Annotated in this window: 21 protein-coding genes; all 21 read left to right on the forward strand. The window is 61.6% G+C overall.

Annotated features, from left to right (window positions below; translation table 11 throughout):
* The first annotated feature begins 15 nt into the window (after positions 1–15).
* Complete coding sequence (locus IGS61_RS20345) at positions 16–507, forward strand: YqaA family protein (protein WP_092718393.1); 492 nt, start codon at positions 16–18, stop codon at positions 505–507.
* Between the two features lie 257 nt (positions 508–764).
* Positions 765–4,805, forward strand: coding sequence for a DUF3683 domain-containing protein (locus tag IGS61_RS20350; protein ID WP_230541298.1), 4,041 nt, complete (start codon positions 765–767; stop codon positions 4,803–4,805).
* A complete protein-coding gene (locus IGS61_RS20355; protein ID WP_442908085.1) occupies positions 4,802–5,254 on the forward strand; it encodes an HIT family protein in 453 nt (150 codons plus the stop codon). Before IGS61_RS20350 ends, IGS61_RS20355 begins: the two co-directional genes overlap by 4 nt.
* A 9-nt stretch (positions 5,255–5,263) precedes the next feature.
* A complete protein-coding gene (locus IGS61_RS20360; protein ID WP_230541299.1) occupies positions 5,264–5,713 on the forward strand; it encodes a gamma-butyrobetaine hydroxylase-like domain-containing protein in 450 nt (149 codons plus the stop codon).
* A 95-nt stretch (positions 5,714–5,808) separates the two neighbouring features.
* On the forward strand, positions 5,809–6,153 hold the full coding sequence (locus tag IGS61_RS20365) for a YciI family protein (RefSeq protein ID WP_230541300.1): 345 nt from the start codon (positions 5,809–5,811) through the stop codon (positions 6,151–6,153).
* Between the two features lie 2 nt (positions 6,154–6,155).
* Complete coding sequence (locus IGS61_RS20370; protein ID WP_230541301.1) at positions 6,156–7,397, forward strand: RNA polymerase sigma factor; 1,242 nt, start codon at positions 6,156–6,158, stop codon at positions 7,395–7,397.
* A gap of 29 nt (positions 7,398–7,426) precedes the next feature.
* Entirely contained in the window at positions 7,427–8,161 is a 735-nt protein-coding gene (gene ubiE, locus IGS61_RS20375) for a bifunctional demethylmenaquinone methyltransferase/2-methoxy-6-polyprenyl-1,4-benzoquinol methylase UbiE (protein ID WP_034753359.1), read from the forward strand.
* A 31-nt stretch (positions 8,162–8,192) separates the two neighbouring features.
* Positions 8,193–9,137: a Tim44 domain-containing protein gene (locus IGS61_RS20380; RefSeq protein ID WP_230541302.1), complete on the forward strand. Its 945-nt coding sequence runs from the start codon at positions 8,193–8,195 to the stop codon at positions 9,135–9,137.
* Positions 9,138–9,289: 152 nt separating this feature from the next.
* A complete protein-coding gene (locus tag IGS61_RS20385) occupies positions 9,290–9,928 on the forward strand; it encodes a ubiquinone biosynthesis accessory factor UbiJ (RefSeq protein ID WP_230541441.1) in 639 nt (212 codons plus the stop codon).
* Positions 9,925–11,496 (forward strand): ubiquinone biosynthesis regulatory protein kinase UbiB, encoded by a 1,572-nt coding sequence (ubiB, locus tag IGS61_RS20390; protein WP_230541303.1) that lies wholly within the window; start codon positions 9,925–9,927, stop codon positions 11,494–11,496. The genes IGS61_RS20385 and ubiB overlap by 4 nt, the downstream gene beginning before the upstream one ends.
* Positions 11,497–11,515: 19 nt before the next feature.
* Positions 11,516–12,118 carry a methyltransferase gene (locus tag IGS61_RS20395; RefSeq protein ID WP_230541304.1) on the forward strand — a complete coding sequence of 201 codons (603 nt, stop codon included), beginning with the start codon at positions 11,516–11,518 and terminating at the stop codon, positions 12,116–12,118.
* Between the two features lie 90 nt (positions 12,119–12,208).
* On the forward strand, positions 12,209–12,517 hold the full coding sequence (locus IGS61_RS20400) for an FmdB family zinc ribbon protein (RefSeq protein WP_230541305.1): 309 nt from the start codon (positions 12,209–12,211) through the stop codon (positions 12,515–12,517).
* 39 nt (positions 12,518–12,556) lie between these two features.
* Positions 12,557–13,198 carry a DUF502 domain-containing protein gene (locus IGS61_RS20405; protein WP_230541306.1) on the forward strand — a complete coding sequence of 214 codons (642 nt, stop codon included), beginning with the start codon at positions 12,557–12,559 and terminating at the stop codon, positions 13,196–13,198.
* A 69-nt stretch (positions 13,199–13,267) separates the two neighbouring features.
* A complete protein-coding gene (gene aspS / locus IGS61_RS20410; protein WP_070221635.1) occupies positions 13,268–15,064 on the forward strand; it encodes an aspartate--tRNA ligase in 1,797 nt (598 codons plus the stop codon).
* Between the two features lie 84 nt (positions 15,065–15,148).
* Positions 15,149–15,613: a dihydroneopterin triphosphate diphosphatase gene (gene nudB / locus IGS61_RS20415; RefSeq protein WP_230541307.1), complete on the forward strand. Its 465-nt coding sequence runs from the start codon at positions 15,149–15,151 to the stop codon at positions 15,611–15,613.
* Positions 15,614–15,632: 19 nt separating this feature from the next.
* Positions 15,633–15,926, forward strand: a complete 294-nt coding sequence (locus IGS61_RS20420) for a hypothetical protein (RefSeq protein ID WP_230541308.1) — start codon at positions 15,633–15,635, stop codon at positions 15,924–15,926.
* A 73-nt stretch (positions 15,927–15,999) separates the two neighbouring features.
* Positions 16,000–16,821, forward strand: a complete 822-nt coding sequence (locus IGS61_RS20425; RefSeq protein WP_152256781.1) for an endonuclease/exonuclease/phosphatase family protein — start codon at positions 16,000–16,002, stop codon at positions 16,819–16,821.
* A gap of 9 nt (positions 16,822–16,830) precedes the next feature.
* On the forward strand, positions 16,831–17,994 hold the full coding sequence (gene clsB, locus IGS61_RS20430) for a cardiolipin synthase ClsB (protein ID WP_230541309.1): 1,164 nt from the start codon (positions 16,831–16,833) through the stop codon (positions 17,992–17,994).
* A complete protein-coding gene (locus IGS61_RS20435; protein WP_230541310.1) occupies positions 17,991–18,380 on the forward strand; it encodes an RNA-binding S4 domain-containing protein in 390 nt (129 codons plus the stop codon). The genes clsB and IGS61_RS20435 overlap by 4 nt, the downstream gene beginning before the upstream one ends.
* Before the next feature lie 258 nt (positions 18,381–18,638).
* Positions 18,639–19,241: a TetR/AcrR family transcriptional regulator gene (locus IGS61_RS20440; protein WP_086140281.1), complete on the forward strand. Its 603-nt coding sequence runs from the start codon at positions 18,639–18,641 to the stop codon at positions 19,239–19,241.
* A 79-nt stretch (positions 19,242–19,320) separates the two neighbouring features.
* Positions 19,321–21,111, forward strand: a complete 1,791-nt coding sequence (locus IGS61_RS20445; protein WP_034753387.1) for an acyl-CoA dehydrogenase C-terminal domain-containing protein — start codon at positions 19,321–19,323, stop codon at positions 21,109–21,111.
* The last annotated feature ends 1 nt before the right edge of the window (position 21,112 follow it).

Genomic DNA, 21,112 nt, shown 5'->3' on the forward strand with positions numbered 1-21,112 from the left:
ATCGCGAAGTGTTCCATGATCGAATCCGCAATCGCCTGGCTGCTGCAGCTGATCGCAGCACCGGAAGTCGGGCTGACATCGGTCTTTCTGATCAGCTTTATTTCCGCCACCCTCTTGCCGCTCGGCTCGGAGCCGGCCGTGTTTGCCGTCATCAAGGCCAATCCCGCCCTGTTCTGGGCCGCCATCGGCGTCGCCACCCTGGGCAATACCCTGGGCGGCATCGTCGACTACTGGATGGGTTACCGGGCCAAGCAGGCGTTCGCCAAGGAGCGCGACACGCGCTGGTTCCGCTGGCTGGCCCGCTATGGCGCCAAGACCATGCTGCTGGCCTGGCTGCCCATCGTGGGCGACCCCCTGTGCACCCTGGCCGGCTGGCTCAAGCTGCCGTTCTGGCCCAGCGTGGCCTACATGGCCGTGGGCAAATGCGCGCGCTATCTTACGATGACGGGCTTGCTGCTCTACGTCCCCGATGGCGTATGGCACCGGATTGGCCAGATGCTGGCCTGAATGGGGCTGGCACAACGCCCGTTTGCCCCATTTTTGGGCAGGTTGATAGTTTGCAGGCAGCCGTGATTCTTGGCATTTTTGCTTAAAAAAGACAGCCATTCTGGTTTTTTATTCATGTAAAGGAAGACTTTTCCATATTTGCTATGGTAGCGGATGAGGTGCTTAAACCTTGGGCGGCATAAGGCTGTTCCCGCATGGTGCGGCGCAATAAGATAAAATGGGTCTTTAGGGTCCAGTCCACATCGTCACCACACTCCATGAACGCTCCCGCACATATCCAAGCTTTACTGGCAGAAACGCCGAATGGTCCCGCAGCAAGCCGCCTGCGCGAAATCCCGTATAACTACACGTCGTTTTCCGATCGCGAGATCGTCATACGCCTGTTGGGAGAGGACTCCTGGCGCCTGCTCGACGAGCTGCGCGGCGCCCGCCAGACGGGCCGTTCGGCCCGCATGCTGTACGAGGTGCTGGGCGACATCTGGGTCGTGCGCCGCAACCCGTATCTGCAGGATGACTTGCTCGACAACCCGAAGCGCCGCCAGGGCTTGATCGACGCCCTGCATCACCGCCTGGCCGAAGTCGACAAGCGCCGCCTGTCCATCGATGCGGCCGGCGGCGACGCTGCCGCCAGCGGTGAAGCGCCGGAAGTGGCGCAGGCGCGCAGCCATAACGTCGAACTGCTGCTCAAGGCAGCCAGCAAGGCCGTGGCCGACTTTGGCGACGAATTCCGCCAGACCTACGATTTGCGCAAGCGCACGGTCAAGGTGCTGGGCCGCTACACGGAAAAGCACAATGTGCGCTTCGATGGCATGACGCGCGTGTCGCACGTGACGGACGCCACCGACTGGCGCGTGGAATACCCGTTCGTCGTGCTCACGCCCGACACGGAAGAGGAAATGGCCGGCCTGGTCAAAGGCTGCATCGAGCTGGGGCTGACCATCATCCCGCGCGGCGGCGGCACCGGTTATACGGGCGGCGCGATTCCATTGACGCCGATGTCGGCCGTCATCAATACGGAAAAGCTGATCACCCTGGGCGCCGTCGAAATGACGGTCTTGCCGGGATTGAGCCACGAATACGCGACCATCCATTCGGGCGCGGGCGTGATCACGAACAAGGTGTCGGAAGCGGCGGAAAAGGCCGGTTTCGTCTTCGCCGTCGACCCGACGTCCGCGCACGCTTCTTGCATCGGCGGCAACGTCGCCATGAATGCGGGCGGCAAGAAGGCCGTGCTGTGGGGCACGGCGCTCGACAACCTGGCTTCGTGGCGCATGGTCGACCCGAACGGCGACTGGCTCGACGTCACGCGCCTCGACCATAACCTGGGCAAGATCCACGATATCGCACTGGCACGTTTCCAGCTGGAATGGCGCCACCCGAGCACGCGCGACGCCACAAAACCGAACGCACCGTTCAAGACGGAAATCCTGGAAATTCCCGGCCGCAAGTTCCGCAAGGAGGGTCTGGGCAAGGATGTCACCGATAAATTCCTCGCTGGCTTGCCGGGCATCCAGAAGGAAGGCTGCGACGGCCTGATCACGTCGGCGCGCTGGATTTTGCACAAGATGCCGAAATTCGCCCGTACCGTCTGCCTGGAATTCTTTGGCCAGGCGCGCGACGCGATTCCGTCCATCGTGGAAATCAAGGATTACCTGGACGGCTTGCCGGCCAAGGGCGAGCAATACACGAGCATCCGCCTGGCGGGCCTGGAACACCTGGACGAGCGCTACCTGCGCGCCGTCGGCTACGCCACCAAGTCGAAGCGGGGCGTGCTGCCGAAGATGGCCCTGTTTGGCGACATCGTCGGCGACGATGAAAACGCCGTCGCGCAAGCGGCGTCGGAAGTGGTGCGCATCGCCAACACCCGCGTGGGCGAAGGTTTTGTGGCCGTCAGCCCCGAAGCGCGCAAGAAATTCTGGCTCGACCGTGCCCGCACGGCGGCGATTGCCAAGCACACCAACGCCTTTAAAATCAATGAAGACGTCGTGATCCCGCTCAACCGCATGGGCGAATACACGGATGGTATCGAACGCATCAATATCGAGCTGTCGATCAAGAATAAACTGCAACTGGCGGAAGCCCTCAGCGAATTCTTTGCCAAGGGCAATTTGCCTGTAGGTAAGAGCGACGATGCGTCGGACGACCGCGTCGACGACGCTGAAATGCTGGGCGACCGCGCCGAGCAGGCGCAGCAGTTGCTGGCGCAAGTGACGGCGCGCTGGACCTATCTGCTGGCCCAGCTGGACCGCCCGCTGGCCGACGTGAAGGGCGAATTGGCCGAACTGGGCATGGAGCGCTTGCTGCCCGTGTTCGATGCGCGGCTGGAAACACAGCCGAACGCCACCCTGTTTGACGTGGTGCAGGACCGCACCGTGCGCGTGACCTGGAAGCAGGAAATCCGCGCCCAGCTGCGCCAGATCTTCAACGGCGCCGCCTTCAAGCTGATCCTCGACGAGGCGACGGCGATCCACGCGCGCATTTTGCGTAGCCGCGTGTTTGTCGCGCTGCACATGCATGCGGGCGACGGTAACGTGCACACGAACTTGCCCGTCAACTCGGACAATTACGAAATGCTGCAGGACGCCCACGAAGCCGTGGGCCGCATCATGATTTTGGCCCGCTCGCTCAATGGCGTCATTTCCGGCGAGCACGGTATCGGCATCACCAAGCTGGAATTTTTGACGGAAGAAGAAATCGGCGACTTCCGCAGCTACAAGCAGCGCATCGATCCGGAAGGCCGTTTCAACAAGGGTAAATTGCTGAACCTGCCAGGCATGGGCGCGGACTTGCGCAATGCCTACACGCCATCGTTTGGCCTGATGGGCCATGAATCGCTGATCATGCAGCAAAGCGACATCGGCGCCATCGCCGACAGCGTCAAGGATTGCTTGCGCTGCGGCAAGTGCAAACCCGTGTGCTCGACCCACGTGCCGCGCGCCAACTTGCTGTACTCGCCGCGCGACAAGATCTTGGCGACTTCGTCCCTGATCGAAGCCTTCCTGTACGAAGAGCAGACGCGCCGCGGTATTTCCATCAAGCATTGGGAAGAGTTCGAAGACGTGGCCGACCACTGCACGGTCTGCCATAAATGCGTCACGCCTTGCCCCGTGAATATCGACTTCGGCGACGTGTCGATGAACATGCGCAACTTGCTGCGCAAGATGGACAAGAAGAGCTTTAATCCGGGCACCAAGGCAACGATGATGTTCCTCAACGCCACCGATCCCGTGACCATCAACGCCACGCGCAAGGTCATGATCGGCTGGGGTTACAAGGCGCAGCGCCTGGGCCACGATTTGCTGAAGAAGTTTGCGAAAAAGCAAACCAAGGCGCCGCCGCCATCGACGGGCAAGCCGCCCGTCAAGGCGCAGGTGATCCATTTTATTAACAAAAAGATGCCGGGCAACCTGCCGAAGAAATCGGCGCGCGCGCTGCTCGACATCGAAGACGACAAGGTCATTCCGATCATCCGCAATCCGAAGACGACCACGGCCGATACGGAAGCCGTGTTCTACTTCCCCGGCTGCGGTTCGGAACGGCTGTTCTCGCAAGTGGGCCTGGCCACGCAGGCGATGCTGTGGGAAGTGGGCGTGCAGACGGTCTTGCCGCCTGGCTACCTGTGCTGCGGTTATCCGCAGCGGGGCGCGGGCGAGTTCGACAAGGCCGAGAAGATGATGACGGACAACCGCGTCCTGTTCCACCGCATGGCCAACACGCTCAATTACCTGGACATCAAGACGGTGCTGGTGTCGTGCGGCACCTGCTACGACCAGCTGGCAACGTATCAGTTTGAAAAGATTTTCCCCGGCTGCCGCATCATGGATATCCATGAGTATTTGCTGGAGAAAAACGTCAAGCTGGAAGGCGTCAACGGCACGCGCTATATGTACCACGAGCCATGCCACAATCCGATGAAGCTGCAGGAATCGGGCAAAACCATCAATTCCCTGATCAGCACGGTAGACAACGTGAAGATCGAGAAGAATGACCGTTGCTGCGGCGAATCGGGTTCCCTGGCCGTCACGCGTCCCGATATTTCCACGCAAGTGCGTTTCCGCAAGGAAGAAGAGATGGTCAAGGGCGCCGACAAGCTGCGCGGCGACGGTTTTACCGGCGACGTTAAAATCCTCACCAGCTGCCCGTCGTGCCTGCAAGGCTTGTCGCGCTACAATGACGATTCGGGCACGACGGCCGACTACATCGTCGTCGAGATCGCCAAACACTTGCTGGGAGAGAACTGGATGCCGGATTACGTGAAACGCGCCAATGACGGCGGCATCGAACGGGTGCTGGTGTGACGTCCTCGACCTGCGATCTGTGCAACTTGCTCGATGGCTTTGCCAAGAAGCAGGGCTGTGAGGCCTTGCTGTGGCGTAGCGAACGCCTGTCCGTGGTGGCCGTCGACGACCCTGCATATCCCGGCTTTTGCCGCGTGATCTGGAACAAACATGTGAAGGAAATGACGGATTTGACGCCGGGCGAGCGCAATTACGTGATGGAAGTCGTGTGGCAAGTCGAGCTGGCCGTGCGGGAAGTGATGGCACCGGAAAAGGTCAACGTGGCCAGTTTCGGCAACATGACGCCGCACGTGCACTGGCACGTGATCCCGCGCTACCGCGACGATGCGCATTTCCCGAATCCCAGCTGGGCGGTGGTCCAGCGCGAGACGGCGCCCGAGGTGCTGGCCGCGCGCCGCGCCCTGCTGCCGGCCTTGCGCGCCGCCATCATTCAACGTTTATCCGCATAAAGTATTGTCATGACTGAAAAAACAGCAACACCGCAACCGACCGGCTTGACCGTGCACAACCAGTCGCGCGTGCTCGACGTGGCCTTCGACGATGGCAGCACATTTGCGCTGCCGTTCGAATACCTGCGCGTGTATTCGCCGTCGGCCGAAGTGCAGGGCCATGGCAAGGGCCAGGAAACTTTGCAATTAGGCAAACGCCTGGTCGGCATCACGGGTCTGGAGCCGGTCGGCAACTACGCCGTGCAGCCGACCTTCAGCGATGGCCACAATTCCGGCCTGTACACCTGGGCCTATCTGTACAAGCTGGGCGCGGAAAAAGACAAGCTGTGGCAGGATTACCTGGACCGTCTGACGGCGGCCGGCTACCCGGGCGACAGCGGCCGCGACGCCAAGGCCGACATGACCATCAAGCAGTCGTCCGGCCATGTTCACGGACCCAGCTGCGGCCATAAGCATTAATTAAAAATAATGCGGTAATCTTGTCGGATTGCCGCCGCCCCGTTCGTCGTATGAATGCCCGCGCTTGCGGGCATTTTTCTTTTGGAGAAGAGACTATGGAATACATGATCCTGATCTACGCCGATGAATGCCGTTACGAAACCATGCCGGAAGGGCAGATGGCCAGCCTGATGGCCGACTTTGCCAGCTATACGCAGGACCTGGAGGCGGCTGGCGTGCTGCGCGGCGGCGCCGAGCTGGCGCCCGTGCGCAGCGCCACCTGCGTGCGTGTGCAAAACGGCAAGCCCGTCATCACGGATGGGCCGTTCGCGGAAACCAAGGAGCAGCTGGGTGGCTACTATCTGCTCGATTGCGCCAACCTGGACGAGGCGCTGGCCTGGGCCGGGCGTTGTCCGGCAGCTTCCCTGGGCACCATCGAAGTGCGGCCCGTGACGGCTTGAACATGGCCGGCGACGCCATTGCGGCCGTCGAGTACGTCTTTCGCCAGGAAAAGGGCAGGGTGCTGGCCGGCCTGATGCGGCGTTTCGGCGACCTGGGCCTGGCGGAAGACGTGCTGCAGGAAGCGTGCCGCAAGGCGCTGGAACTGTGGCCGCGCACGGGCATCCCCGACAATCCTGCCGCCTGGCTCAGTGCCGTGGCGCGCAATGCGGGCCTCGACCATGTGCGCCGGGCGGGCAAGAGCGTCAGCGAAGCCGAGGCCGTGCGGTCCTGCCTGCCGGCGGCCATGCTTGATGAAACGCAAGCCATCGAGGACGACCGCCTGCGCCTGCTGTTCATCTGCTGCCATCCCGCGCTGGCGCCCGAGGCGCAGGTGGCGCTGGCCCTGCGCACCCTGTGTGGGCTGTCCACGGCCGAGATCGCGCGCGCCTTCGGCCTGGCGGAAGCGGCCCTGTCGCAGCGGCTATTGCGCGCCAAACGCAAGATCGCCGAAGCGCGCATTCCCTTCGAGTTGCCGCCGGCGCAAGAACTGCAGCCGCGGCTGGCGCAAGTGTTGCATGTCATCTATCTGGTGTTCAGCGAAGGCTATTGCGCCAGCGGCGGCGATAGCCTGCTGCGCGCGGACCTGTGCGCGGAAGCGCTGCGCCTGGGGCGGCTGCTTGACAGCCTGCAGCCGGGCCAGCCGGAAGTGCAGGGGCTATTGGCCTTGCTGCTGCTGCAGGCGTCGCGCGGCCCGGCCCGCCTGTCGCCCGAGGGTTTTCTGCTGACCCTGGAAGAGCAGGACCGGCACCTGTGGCGGCGTGACTGGATTGCCGAGGGGCTGGCCGTGCTGGAACTGGCCTTGCGGGCGCGCTCGCCGGGGCCATATCAGTTGCAGGCGGCGATAGCCGCCTTGCACGCCCAAGCGCCCACGGCCAGCCAGACGGACTGGCGCCAGATCAGCGTCCTGTACGGCGCCTTGCTGCGGCACAAGCCGGAACCCTTGATTTTGCTCAATGCCGTGATCGCCTGCGCCATGGCGCACGGCGCCGAACACGGGCTGGCGTGGCTGGAACGGCTGGAAGCCGTGCCCAGCCTTGCCAACTCGCATTATCTGCACGCGGCCCGGGCCGACTTGCTGCGCCGCCAGGGCGACCGGCCTGGCGCGCTGGCCGCGTATGCGCGGGCGGCAATGCTGGCTGAGAATGCAGTGGAAAGGCAATACCTTCTCCGGCGTCACGGGGAAATGCGCCTGCCGCTTGTATAATGCTCCCAAGTTCAAACAGACTGCCTACCATGACCAATACGACCCATTTCGGATACAAAACAGTTGCAGAAGACGACAAAGTGCGCGAAGTCGCCAAGGTGTTCCATTCCGTCGCTGCCAAATACGACGTGATGAACGACTTGATGTCGGGCGGGCTGCACCGTCTGTGGAAGACGTTCACCATCGCCAACGCGGGCGTGCGCCCCGGTTTCAAGGTGCTCGACATCGCCGGCGGCACGGGCGACCTGTCGAAGGCGTTTGCCAAGCAGGCCGGTCCTACGGGCGAAGTCTGGTTGACCGATATCAATGAATCGATGTTGCGCGTGGGCCGCGACCGGCTCTTGAATCGCGGCTTGCTCACCCCCACCTTGTTGTGTGACGCGGAAAAACTGCCATTCCCCGATAATTATTTCGACCGTGTCAGCGTGGCCTTTGGCCTGCGCAACATGACGCACAAGGATGTGGCGCTGGCGGAAATGCGCCGCGTGCTGAAACCGGGCGGCAAGCTGCTGGTGCTGGAGTTTTCCAAAGTGGCGGCACCGCTGCAAAAGCCGTACGACCTGTATTCGTTCTCGGTCTTGCCGTGGTTCGGACAGAAAATCGCCGGCGACGCGGAAAGCTATCGCTACCTGGCCGAATCGATCCGCATGCATCCGGACCAGGAAACCCTCAAAACCATGATGGAAACGGCGGGCCTGGAGCGCGTGCAGTACTACAATTTGACGGCAGGCATTGCCGCTTTGCACACCGGTATCAAGATGTAATGCATCAACGTTGGTGATTTTAGGAGATGGAATGAAATTGAAGAAATTTATGGTCGGCATGATGCTGGCCGCGACCACGGTATCCATACTGGGCGAGGCGCTGGCCCGTCCCATGGGCGGTGGCCGTTCGTTTGGCCGCCAGTCGCAAAACGTGGGCCGTCAGGCGCCCGCACCTGCGCCGGCCCCGGCACCGGCCGCCGCGCCACGCCAGGCGCAACCTGCGCCGGCCCCCGCACCGGCACCTGCCGCCAAGGCACCGAGCCGCTGGAAGGGGTTATTGGGCGGCGCACTGCTGGGCCTGGGCCTGGGCGCCTTGCTGTCGCACTTTGGCCTGGGCGGCGCCCTGGCCAGCATGATCAGCACCCTGCTGATGGTGGCCTTGCTGGCCGGCGTGGCCTTCTTCATCTACCGCATGGTGCGCGGCAAGCGCGACAACAATACCAGCGGCAATGCGCCGTTCGCCGGTTTTGGCGGCAACCAGCCGGCACCGGCCGGTAACGTGCCCGACATCGGTTCGCGCATTCCGCCGCTGCCGCCGCTGCAGCCCGTGTCGTCCGGCGTAGGCCTGGACAAGCCAGTACCGGCTGCCGCGCCATGGGGCGTTCCAAGCGACTTCGACAAGGATGCCTTCCTGCGCCACGCGAAAAGCAATTTCATTCGCCTGCAAGCGGCCTGGGACAAGGCCGACGTCAACGATATCCGCGAATTCACGTCGCCGGAAGTGTATGCGGAACTGCGCATGCAAATCCAGGAACGGGGCGCGCAGCCGGACTTTACGGACGTCGTCACCATCAATGCCGAATTGCTCGGTATCGAGACGAGCGTCAACGATTACCTGGCCAGCGTCAAGTTTACGGGCCTGATCCGTTCGGCGCCGGGCGCCGCGGCCGAACCGTTCGCGGAAGTGTGGAATATGTCGAAACCCGTCAGCGGCAACAGCGGCTGGGTCCTGGCAGGCATCCAGCAATTGAATTAATTGTCAAAACTTGCTGAATAATGGCTTAAGTTCATGCGCAATGCATGATGCTTGACAGATATTTCCTGCTGAACTGGTAAGATCGAAACCGCCCGCGTTGTCCTACGGGCGGTTTTTCATTTTTAGGGGCGCGTTTGGCGCGCAGGCATATGATGGCACCACTTTCCGATCTCTCCCTGATGACGCCCGTCATCGCGACTATCAACCATTTACTGGCGCAGGAGCCGTGGGCGCGCCAGCAGCTGGCCGTGCACGCCGGCAAGCTGGCCTGCATCGACACGGGCGCCGTGGCCCTGCGCCTGCGCGTCGACAGCGCCGGCATGCTTGAAACGGCGCCGGCCGACATGCCGCCCAGCGTCACCATCCGCGTCAAATTGTCCGATGTGCCGCTGATCCTGCAAAACCGCGAACGGGCGTTTTCCTACGTCAAGATCGAAGGCGATGCCGAGTTTGCCAACGCGATTTCGCAATTGAGCAAGGGCTTGCGCTGGGAAGCCGAGCATGACCTGGAGAAAGTCGTCGGCCCCATGCTGGCCACACGCCTGGTTTCCGGTGCGAAAGATGCCGCCGCCTTTGTGCGCACGGGCCAGCAAAAGCTGGCGGAAAACGTGGCCGAATATTTTCTCGACGAACAGCCCATGCTGATCCGTCCTTCTACCCTGCAAGAGTATTCCGCTGGCGTGACGCGCGTGCGCGATGACGTCGAACGCCTGGCCAAGCGCCTTGCCCGGCTGGAAAAGGCGGCCGCCGCCGCCCAGCCGCAGTCCTCCTTACCGGATTCGTCTACATGATATTGAAATTCCTGCGCCTGTTTAAAATCATCCGTGTTTCCATCAAGTACGGTCTGGATGAGATAGCGATTTCTGGTCTGCAAGTTCCCCGCACCGCCAAATTGATCGACACCCTGATTTTCTGGCGCGACCTGTCGTCGCCGCGTGGCTTGCGCCTGCGCCTGGCGCTGGAAGAGCTGGGGCCGATTTTCGTCAAATTCGGCCAGGTGCTGTCGACCCGGCGCGATTTGATGCCGCCCGACATCGCCGAAGAACTGGCGCGCCTGCAAGACCGGGTGCCGCCGTTCGATTCCGACCTGGCCATCGCACAGATCACCAAGTCGCTCGGCGCGCATCCGGATCAATTGTTTGCCCGCTTCGAGCGCGAGCCGGTGGCGTCCGCCTCCATTGCCCAGGTGCATTTCGCCACCCTGAAAGACGGCCGCGAAGTGGCCGTGAAGGTCTTGCGTCCAGGCATGAAAAAGCTGATCGACGAAGACGTGGCGCTGATGCACATCGCGGCCGGCTGGATCAGCCGCCTGTGGGCCGACAGCAAACGCCTGAAACCGAAGGAAGTCGTGGGCGAATTCGACAAATACCTGCACGACGAGCTGGACCTGATGCGCGAGGCGGCCAACGCCAGCCAGCTGCGCCGCAATTTCGCCAACTCGGACTTGCTGCTGGTGCCGGAAATGCACTGGGATTACTGTTCCAGCAGCGTCATCGTGATGGAACGCATGGTTGGCATCCCCGTGTCGCAGATCGATCGCCTGGTGGAGGCCGGCGTGGACTTGCGCAAGCTGTCCAGCGATGGCGTCGAAATTTTCTTCACGCAAGTGTTTCGCGACGGCTTTTTCCATGCAGACATGCACCCGGGAAATATTCTCGTGTCGATCGCGCCCGAATCGTTCGGCCGCTACATCGCGCTCGACTTCGGCATCGTCGGCACCCTGAACGACTACGACAAGGATTATCTGTCACAAAACTTCCTCGCCTTCTTCCGCCGCGACTACAAGCGCGTGGCCGAGGCGCACATCGAATCGGGCTGGGCGCCGAAAGACACGCGCGTCGACGAGCTGGAGGCGGCCGTGCGCGCCTGCTGTGAGCCGATCTTCGACCGCCCGCTGAAGGATATTTCTTTCGGGCAAGTATTGCTGCGGCTGTTCCAGACTTCGCGCCGCTTCAATGTGGAAGTGCAGCCGCAACTGGTGCTGCTGCAAAAGACCCTGCTCAATATCGAAGGCCTGGGCCGCCAGCTGGACCCGGAACTGGATTTGTGGCAAACGGCCAAGCCCTACCTGGAAAAGTGGATGAGCAATCAGGTGGGGCCGCAAGGCTTCATGGAGCGCTTGCGCGCCGAGGCGCCCCGTTATGCGCACATCTTCCCGCAACTGCCGCGCTTGCTGCACCAGGCCTTGACGGTGCATGGCGAACCGCGCGAAAACGACGTGGAACTGATGAAAACCTTGCTGGCAGAGCAACGCCAGACGAACCGCTTGCTGAGCTTTATCGTGTACTTCGTGGGCGCCTTCGCGCTCGGCGCGCTGGGCTTGCAAGTGTTCATGCGCTGGCATCAACTGCCGTTTTAACTCGCTGAGGACGTAAGTGATGGCTGACTTCCATACCCGCGACCCGCTGTCGCCCGCCTTCTGGGACGAGCGTTTCGAGAAGCAATTCACGCCCTGGGACCACGGCGGCGTGCCGTCGCGCCTGCGCAGCTTCGTGGCCGGCAGTCCGGCGCCGCTGCGCTGCCTGATTCCCGGCTGCGGCTGCGCGTATGAGCTGGTCTTCATGCTCGATTGCGGCTGGGACGCCACGGCCATCGACTTTGCGCCAGGCGCCGTGGCGGCCGCGCGCGCGCAGCTGGGCGAGCGGGCAGGGCGGGTGGTGGAGGCGGATTTCTTTTCCTGGCAGCCAGCTGCGCCCTTGGACCTGATCTATGAACGGGCCTTTTTGTGCGCCATGCCGCGCGCCATGTGGCCGCAAGTGGCGGCCCGCTGGGCGCAGCTGCTGGCGCCGGGCGCCATGCTGGCCGGCTACTTTTTCTTTGACGATAATGCCAAGGGGCCGCCATTTGGCATATCGCGTGAGACACTGCAGGAATTGCTGGCGCCGCATTTCGACTGCCTGGCCGATGAGGCCGTCGATGATTCCATCGCCGTCTTCGCCGGCAAGGAGCGCTGGATGAGCTGGCGCCGCCGGGCGGACTGAGGCGGCAACGGTCGCGGCCGGGCATTTTCCGCTGAGAATGGCGGAAAAGCTTTATAATTCAGGGTTTTTGATGATTTTCTCGGAGTAGAGATGCCGATTTACGCTTACCGTTGTGACGAGTGTGGTTTTGCCAAGGACGTCTTGCAAAAGATCTCCGATCCAGTACTGACGGTGTGCCTGTCGTGCGGCAAGCCCAGTTTCAAGAAACAATTGACGGCCGCCGGTTTCCAATTGAAGGGCACCGGCTGGTACGCGACCGATTTCCGCGGCGGCACGGCGCCCACCACGGCCATTCCGACGGGCCCGGCCGACAGCGCCAAACCTGCCCCGGCCGCCGAAAGCGTGCCTGCTGCCGCGCCTGCGCCCGCCCCGGCTGCCGCTGCGCCGAAAGCGGACTGAGAGCGCGCCGCGCCGAGACGATCCCTTACCGAGAAACCGATGCGTAAATACTTTATTACCGGATTACTGATTTTGGTGCCCCTGGCCATTACCGCCTGGGTCCTGAATCTGGTGATCAGCACGATGGACCAGTCGCTGTTGCTGGTGCCCGGCAGTACGAAGCCCAGCGTCTGGTTCGGCCGCCAGGTTCCCGCGCTGAGCACCATTCCCGGCCTGGGCACGGTATTGACGGTACTGATCGTGTTTTTCACGGGCTTGCTGACGAATAACCTGGTCGGCAATTACGTGGTGAAACTGTGGGAAAAGTTGCTGCAACGCATACCCATCGTCAATTCCCTGTATTCGAGCGTCAAGCAAGTATCCGATACCCTGTTTTCCCCGTCGGGCAATGCCTTCCGCAAGGCCGTGCTGGTGCCGTATCCGCACCAGAACTCCTGGACCATCGCTTTCCTGACGGGCGTGCCGGGCGGCGATGCGGCAAACCACCTGGTGGGCGACTTTGTCAGCGTGTACGTGCCGACGACGCCGAACCCGACATCGGGCTTTTTCCTGATGATGAAACGCAGCGATGTCGTCGAACTCGACATGAGCGTCGATGCGGCGCTCAAATATATCGTCTCGATGGGCGTGGTGGCGCCTGCGGAAGTTGTTGCTGTACCGGCCCCGGCAGCCAAAGAATAAAGGCAGGCGTCCCATGCGGGACGTGGCCGGATTGAACACTCACTAACCTGAACTGAGAATTTTATGTCTATGCGTACTGAATACTGCGGCCTCGTTACCGAAGCCATGCTGGGACAAACCGTCAGCCTGTGCGGCTGGGTACATCGCCGCCGCGACCACGGCAGCCTGATTTTCATCGACTTGCGCGACCGTGAAGGCCTGGTGCAAATCGTTTGCAACCCGGAACAAGCGGAGATGTTCAAGGTCGCCGAAGCCGTGCGCAACGAATTCTGCCTGCGCGTGACGGGCGTCGTCACCAACCGTATCGAAGGCACGATCAACAACAACCTGAAGTCGGGCAAGATCGAAGTGGTCTGCTCGGAGCTGGAAGTGCTGAACCCTTCCGTGCCCGTGCCGTTCCAGCTCGATGACGACAATCTGTCGGAAACGACGCGTCTGACGCACCGCGTGCTGGACCTGCGCCGCCCGCAAATGCAGAACAACCTGCGCCTGCGCTACAAGGTGACGATGGAAGTGCGCAAGTACCTCGACGCGCTGGGCTTCATCGACATCGAAACGCCGATGCTGACCAAGTCCACGCCAGAAGGCGCGCGCGACTACCTGGTGCCGTCGCGCGTGAATGCGGGCAGCTTCTTCGCCTTGCCGCAATCGCCACAGTTGTTCAAGCAACTGTTGATGGTCGCCAACTTCGACCGTTACTACCAGATCACCAAATGCTTCCGCGACGAAGACTTGCGCGCCGACCGCCAGCCTGAATTCACGCAGATCGATTGCGAAACCTCGTTCCTGACGGAACAGGAAATCCGCGACCTGTTCGAAGACATGATCCGCGTCGTCTTCAAGAACACCCTGAACATCGACCTGCCGAACCCGTTCCCGGTGATGGATTTCGCCGAAGCGATGGGCCTGTACGGTTCCGACAAGCCGGACATGCGCGTCAAACTGGCCTTCACGGACTTGACCGAAGTCATGAAGTCGGTCGAATTCAAGGTCTTCAACGGCGCCGCCAACATGAAAGGCGGCCGCGTGGTCGCCCTGCGCGTACCGCAAGGCGGCAGCATGCCCCGTTCGGAAATCGATGCATACACGCAATTTGTTGCCATCTACGGCGCCAAGGGCTTGGCTTACATCAAGGTCAACGAGAAAGCCAAGGGTCCTGAAGGCTTGCAGTCGCCTATCGTCAAGTTCCTGCCTGCCGACGTGCTGGCCACGATCCTCGAGCAGACGGGCGCGCAAGACGGCGACCTGATCTTCTTCGGCGCCGACAAGGCGAAAGTCGTCAACGACGCCATCGGCGCGCTGCGCGTGAAAATCGGTCACAGCGAGTTCGGCAAGAAAGCCGGCCTGTTCGAAGACGTGTGGAAGCCATTGTGGGTGGTCGACTTCCCGATGTTCGAGCACGACGAAGAAGCGGACCGCTGGACGGCGACCCACCATCCATTCACGGCGCCGAAAGACGGCCATGAAGACATGCTGGAAAGCGATCCGGGCGCCTGCATCGCCAAGGCCTACGACATGGTCTTGAACGGCTGGGAACTGGGCGGCGGTTCGATCCGTATCCACCGCGAAGAAGTACAGTCGAAAGTGTTCCGCGCGTTGAAGATCGATGCGGAAGAAGCGCAGCTGAAGTTCGGCTTCCTGCTCGACGCCCTGCAATACGGCGCGCCACCGCATGGCGGCCTGGCATTCGGCCTGGACCGTATCGTGACCATGATGACGGGTTCCGAATCGATCCGCGACGTGATCGCTTTCCCGAAAACCCAGCGCGCGCAAGACTTGCTGACCCATGCGCCGTCGGAAGTTGACGAAAAGCAGTTGCGTGAACTGCACATCCGTTTGCGCAGCGCCGAGCCAAAAGTAGTGTAATGAAGCATGCGGCTGCCCAGGCGGCCGCTGTTTGATCCACTATGCAAAAAAAGGCGCTGTTGTGGCGCCTTTTTCATTGTTGATATGACTCATAAAATCCCTGTTTCCGTGCTGGTCGTCATTCATACGGCTGACCTTGACGTCTTGTTGATCGAGCGCGCGGGCCAGCCCGGTTTCTGGCAATCCGTGACGGGTTCCGTCGATGCAGTTGACGAACCGCTGCTGCAGACGGCCGCGCGCGAATTGTTTGAGGAAACGGGCATCGTTGCCGATGGGAACGACATCGTGCTGCGTGACTGGAACTTGTCGAATGTGTACGAGATCTATCCTATCTGGCGCCACCGCTACGCGCCCGGCGTGACGCGCAACACGGAACACGTGTTCAGCGTGCAAGTGCCGCGCGACGTCGCCATCACCCTGAGCCCGCGCGAACACTTGCAATACGCGTGGCTGCCCTATCTGGCGGCGGGCGACCGCTGTTTCTCCTCTTCCAATGCGGAAGCGATTTTGCAATTGCCGGCCATGACAGGCCTGGCGCGCCCCACCTGATTTCCCTAGAAAGCATTCCATGTTGAACTGGTTACATTTGACTGCACAGCAAAAACTGCTGGGCACCCTGGGCATCGTTTTTTGCCTGTGCTTCATTTTTCTGCTGTTTGGCTCCACCGTGCCTGGCCGCACGCCGCCCATCGGCATGCCGCTGATGGCGATCGGCTGGCTGCTGCATCCGGGCGCGTTTGCCAAGGGCAAGCGCACGGTGGCCTGGCGCGGCGCACCGTTGCTGGTCAAGATCGTCTGGGCGGCCGGCATTACCGCGCTGATCGTCAGCGTGACGGCGGGCGTGGGACGCATGCTGGCCTGATTGTGCGCGTTTAGGTGCGCACGCGCACCTACGCCGGCGCCGCGCGGGGGCCGTCTGGGAGTAGAATCAATGCATGAAAATCCGCGTAGCAACTTATAATATCCACAAGGGTGTCTCCTCCGTGCGGGGCTTGCCCCGCGTGCATGCTTTAAAACAGGCGATTGCCCTGTTTCATGCCGATGTTGTCTTCCTGCAAGAGGTGCAAGGCAAGCACGACCGCAATGCGGCCCGCTATGGCGCCGAGAAAAACGGCCACAAGCATTGGCCGGAAGCGTCGCAGCACGAGTTCTTTGCCGGCGCCGAACACCATTCCGCCTATGGCATGAATGCCGTGTACGACCATGGCCACCATGGCAACGCCTTGCTGAGCAAATTTCCCATCGCCTCGCAAACCAACCACGACGTGTCCGACCATGCCTACGAGCAACGCGGCATCCTGCATTGCGTGCTCAAGACGCCGCAGGCGGACGTGCACTGTTATGTCGTCCACCTGGGCCTGTTTGAATCGGGACGGGGCCGGCAGACGCAGGCGCTGATTGATGCCGTGATGGAATCGGCGCCGAATGGCGAGCCGGTCATCATCGCCGGCGACTTCAACGATTGGCGCAATACGCTCAGCGACAAGCTGCGCAATGCGCTCGGCGTGGTGGAAGTGTTCGACCAGCGCGCGTCGAACTCGGCCCTGGGCGACCTCGTGCGTACCCTGGCGCGGCGCCAGACGAAAACGCCCGTGCCCGTGCCGGCGCGCACCTTTCCCGCCGCCTTGCCGTGGTTCCGCCTGGACCGTATCTACGTGCGCGGTTTCCACGTGGAAGGCGCGCAAGTGATGCATGGCACCCTGTGGGCAAAATTGTCGGACCACGCGCCGATAGTTGCCGCTTTGAAACTCGCGTAGACTGCCGGCATGCGCACAGTCAATTTCATCGCCCACAACGACATCCAGCTGCTGTATTGCGGCACCGATTACTTTCCCGCGCTGGTCCAGGCCATCGACGGCGCCCGCTCGGAAGTTTATTTCGAAACCTATATCTTTGCCGACGATGCCACGGGCACCCTGGTGCTCGACGCCCTGAAACGGGCGGCCGCGCGCGGCGTGCTGGTGTGCATGATCACGGACTGGTTCGGCACGGGCAACCGCCGCGTCAACGCCATGCATGCGCAGCTGGAAGCGGCCGGCGTGCACCACCGCATCTTCAACCCGTGGTTTCGGCGCGGCATCACGCGCACGCACCGCAAGATTTGCGTCGCCGATGGAGAAATTGCCCTAGTGGGCGGCATCAATATCAACGACGACATGTTTTGCGACTACGACCACAGCATCAGCCTGGAAGCGCCGCGCTGGGACTTCGCCGTGCAGGTGAAGGGCCCGCTGGTCGACGCCATCCACGAGGAAGTGCAGGCGCAGTGGGCGCGTCTGGGCAAGATGAACCTGGTGCGGCGTATCAAGCTGTACCGCAAGATGCGCGTCGTCAGCAAGGAGCTGGCGAAGAACCCCGTGGTGGCCGGCTTTGTCGTGCGCGACAACCTGCGCAACCGCCGCACCATCCAGCGCGCCTACCTGCAGGCGCTGGGCCAGGCGCGCAAAAGCGTGATGCTGGCCAACCCGTATTTCGCGCCCGGGCACAAGCTGCGCCACGCGCTGGCCCAGGCGGCCCAGCGGGGCGTCGACGTGGTCTTGCTGATCGGCGTGGGCGAGTTCCGCATGCAGGATGCCGTGGCGCACTCGTTTTATCCGAAGCTGCTGGCCGCCGGCGTGAAAATTGTCGAATACCGCAAGACGCAGTTGCACGCCAAGGTGGCCGTCGTCGACGATGACTGGGCGACGGTGGGGTCGAGCAATATTGACGCGCTGAGCCTGTTTTTGAACCAGGAAGCGAACGTGGTCATCAAGGACGTGGCCTTTGCGCAAAGCCTGCGCCAGCACATCGAGCAGGGCGTGGCCGACGGCATCGTGATTCACCAGGATGATTTCAAGCACATCGGCCGTTTTCGGCGCATCGGCTACGAAGCCGCGTTCCTCGCGTACCGGCTGGTGATGCGCATTTTTTCAGTAGGCAAGTACGCATGAGTGATATGACAACGGTCAGGCTGGATAAATGGCTGTGGGCGGCGCGCTTCTTCAAGACGCGCTCGCTGGCCAGCGAGGCCGTCGACACGGGCAAGGTCAAAGTGGGCGGCGAACGCGTGAAACCGGCGCGCAGCCTGCGCGTGGGCGACGAGCTGGCTATCGACAATGGTGCGGAGACGTGGGAGGTGGCCGTGCTGGGCCTGTCCGACAAGCGCGGCGCGGCGCCTGTGGCGCGCCTGCTGTATGGCGAAACGCCGGCCAGCATCGCCCGCCGCGAGCAGCTGGCCGAGGAGCGCAAGCTGTTCCGCGAACCGGGCAGCACCATCAAGGGGCGGCCGACCAAGCGCGACCGCCGTCAACTGAGCAAGGCAGGCGGCCTCGACTGAGGCGCGCTTGTTGCTGCAAGGCAAGGGCGCGCGGCACTTTTGTCCGCCTGAAATCGTTATAAACACGCAGTCGAAAAATGCTGCGCTGCACCAATAGAACGCCGGCTCTAAAGTTCCCGTTTGACTTTTACGTGGTAGTGGATAATAGTACGAGCGTTCGGATTTTTTCGGAGCGTGCTTTTTTTTACCCTCGCTTCAGTCCGCCAAATCGGCAACATCACTTTTAGAACGGACCTCTTGAATACTTCAGTCAAATTCATGCGCAAGGGCGAACTGACCCGTGCAGCCATCCTCGACGTGGCGCTGGACCTGTCCAGCCGCGACGGCCTGGAAGGCCTGACCATTGGGCTGCTTGCGGACAAAATGAACATGAGCAAGTCGGGCGTGTTTGCCCACTTCGGCTCGCGCGAAGACTTGCAGATGGAAGTGCTGAAGCTCTACCACTATCGTTTCGAGCAAGAAGTCTTTTTTCCCAGCATGAAAGAACCACGCGGCATCCAGCGCCTGCAATCGATGTTTGCGCGCTGGGTCAAGCGGGTCAGCGTGGAAATCGCTTCCGGCTGCATCTATATCAGCGGCGCCGTCGAGTATGACGACCGTCCTGGCCCCATCCGCGAGGCCCTGGTGGCCATGGTGCGGGCCTGGCAGGGCGCACTGCTGCGCTGTGTCGAGCAATCGATCGCCACGGGCGACCTGAAAGCGGACACGGACGCGCAGCAACTGGTGTACGAGATGTATGGCCTGATCCTGGCCCTGCATCACGATGCGCGCTTCCTGCGCGTGCCGGGCAGCATCGAACGGGCGCAAGCGGGCTTTATCCGCCTGCTGGCGTCGTACCAGAATTGCGTCACAAGCAAATAAGCCGTCACGCAGTATCCGCAACAAACGCACACGCACTTACAAGTACAACACTTTAGCTAATCGCCTTCAGGAGAAAATTATGGGTCAATACGTCGCGCCAATCCGGGATATGCAATTCGTCCTGCACGAGTTCCTGCAAGTGGAAGAAGAACTGAAGCAAATGCCGTCGTACGCCGACGTCGACGCCGACATCATCAACCAGGTGCTGGAAGAGGGCGGCAAATTCACTTCCGAAGTATTGTTCCCGCTGAACCACTCCGGCGACCGCGAAGGCTGCCACCACGACCCCGTCACGAAAAGCGTGACCACGCCTAAAGGCTTTAAAGAAGCGTATAAACAGTACGTCGAAGGCGGCTGGGCGGCATTGGCTTGCGATCCGGAATACGGCGGCCAGGGCTTGCCTGTCGTGCTGAACAATTCGTTCTATGAAATGCTGAATTCGTCGAACCAGGCCTGGTCCATGTACCCCGGCCTGTCGCACGGCGCCTACGAGTGCCTGAAGGAACACGGCACCGACCACCAGAAGGAAGTGTATCTGCCGAAACTGGTGTCGGGCGAATGGACGGGCACCATGTGCCTGACCGAACCGCACTGCGGCACCGACCTGGGCCTGCTGCGCTCGAAAGCGCTGCCTGAGGCGGACGGTTCCTGGACCATCACCGGCAACAAGATCTTCATCTCCGCCGGCGAGCACGACATGGCGGAAAACATCCTGCACCTGGTGCTGGCCCGCGTGCCGGACGCACCGGAAGGCTCGAAAGGCATTTCGCTGTTCCTGGTGCCGAAATTCCTGCCGAACGCGGATGGCACGGTCGGTGAGCGCAACCCGATCACCTGCGGCGCCATCGAAGAAAAAATGGGCATCCACGGCAACTCGACTTGCCAGATGAATCTGGACGGCGCGAAAGGCTGGATCATCGGCCAGCCGAACAAGGGCCTGAACGCCATGTTCGTCTTCATGAACGCGGCCCGCCTGGGCGTGGGCATGCAGTCGCTGGGCCTGACGGAAATCGCCTACCAGAACGCGCTGATCTACGCCAAGGACCGCACGCAAATGCGTTCGCTGTCCGGCATCAAGAACCCGGAACTGCCGGCCGACCGCATCATCGTGCACCCTGACGTGCGCCGCATGCTGCTGACCGGTAAAGCCTACGCCGAAGGCGCGCGCGCCTTTACCTCGTACGTGGCGCTGCAGATCGACCGCGAACTGCACCACCCGGACGCCGACGTGCGCAAGGAAGCGGCCGATGAAGTGGCGCTGCTGACGCCCGTCATCAAGGCTTTTATTACCGACAACGCCTGGATCGCCACCTCGGACGCGATGCAAGTGTTCGGCGGCCACGGCTACATTTCGGAATGGGGCATGGAGCAGTATGTGCGCGACGCGCGCATCAACATGATCTACGAAGGCACGAACACGATCCAGTCGCTGGATCTGCTGGGCCGCAAGATCCTCGGCGACAACGGCGCCAAGCTGCGCAAGTTCGGCGAAAAGATCAAGGCCTTCGTCGAAGACAATGGCACCGATGAAGCGATGAGCGAATTCGTCACCCCACTGGGCGACCTGGGCGACAAAGTCACCAAGCTGACCATGGAAATCGGCATGAAGGCCTTCCAGAATCCTGACGAAGTGGGCGCGGCCTGCGTGCCTTACCTGCGCGTCGTCGGCCACATGATCTATAGCTACCTGTTCGCGCAGATGGCCAAGATCGCCCTCGAAAAAGAGTCCAGCGGCGACAAGTTTTATACCGCCAAACTGGCTACCGCACGTTTCTACTTCGCCCGCTTGCAGCCTGAAACGGCAACCCTGATCCGTCAGGCGCGTTCCGGTTCGGCCAACCTGATGGCACTCGACGCAGACCTGTTCTAAG

Origin of the sequence: Janthinobacterium sp. FW305-129 (assembly GCF_020858115.1) — a bacterium.
Taxonomy (GTDB): domain Bacteria; phylum Pseudomonadota; class Gammaproteobacteria; order Burkholderiales; family Burkholderiaceae_D; genus Janthinobacterium.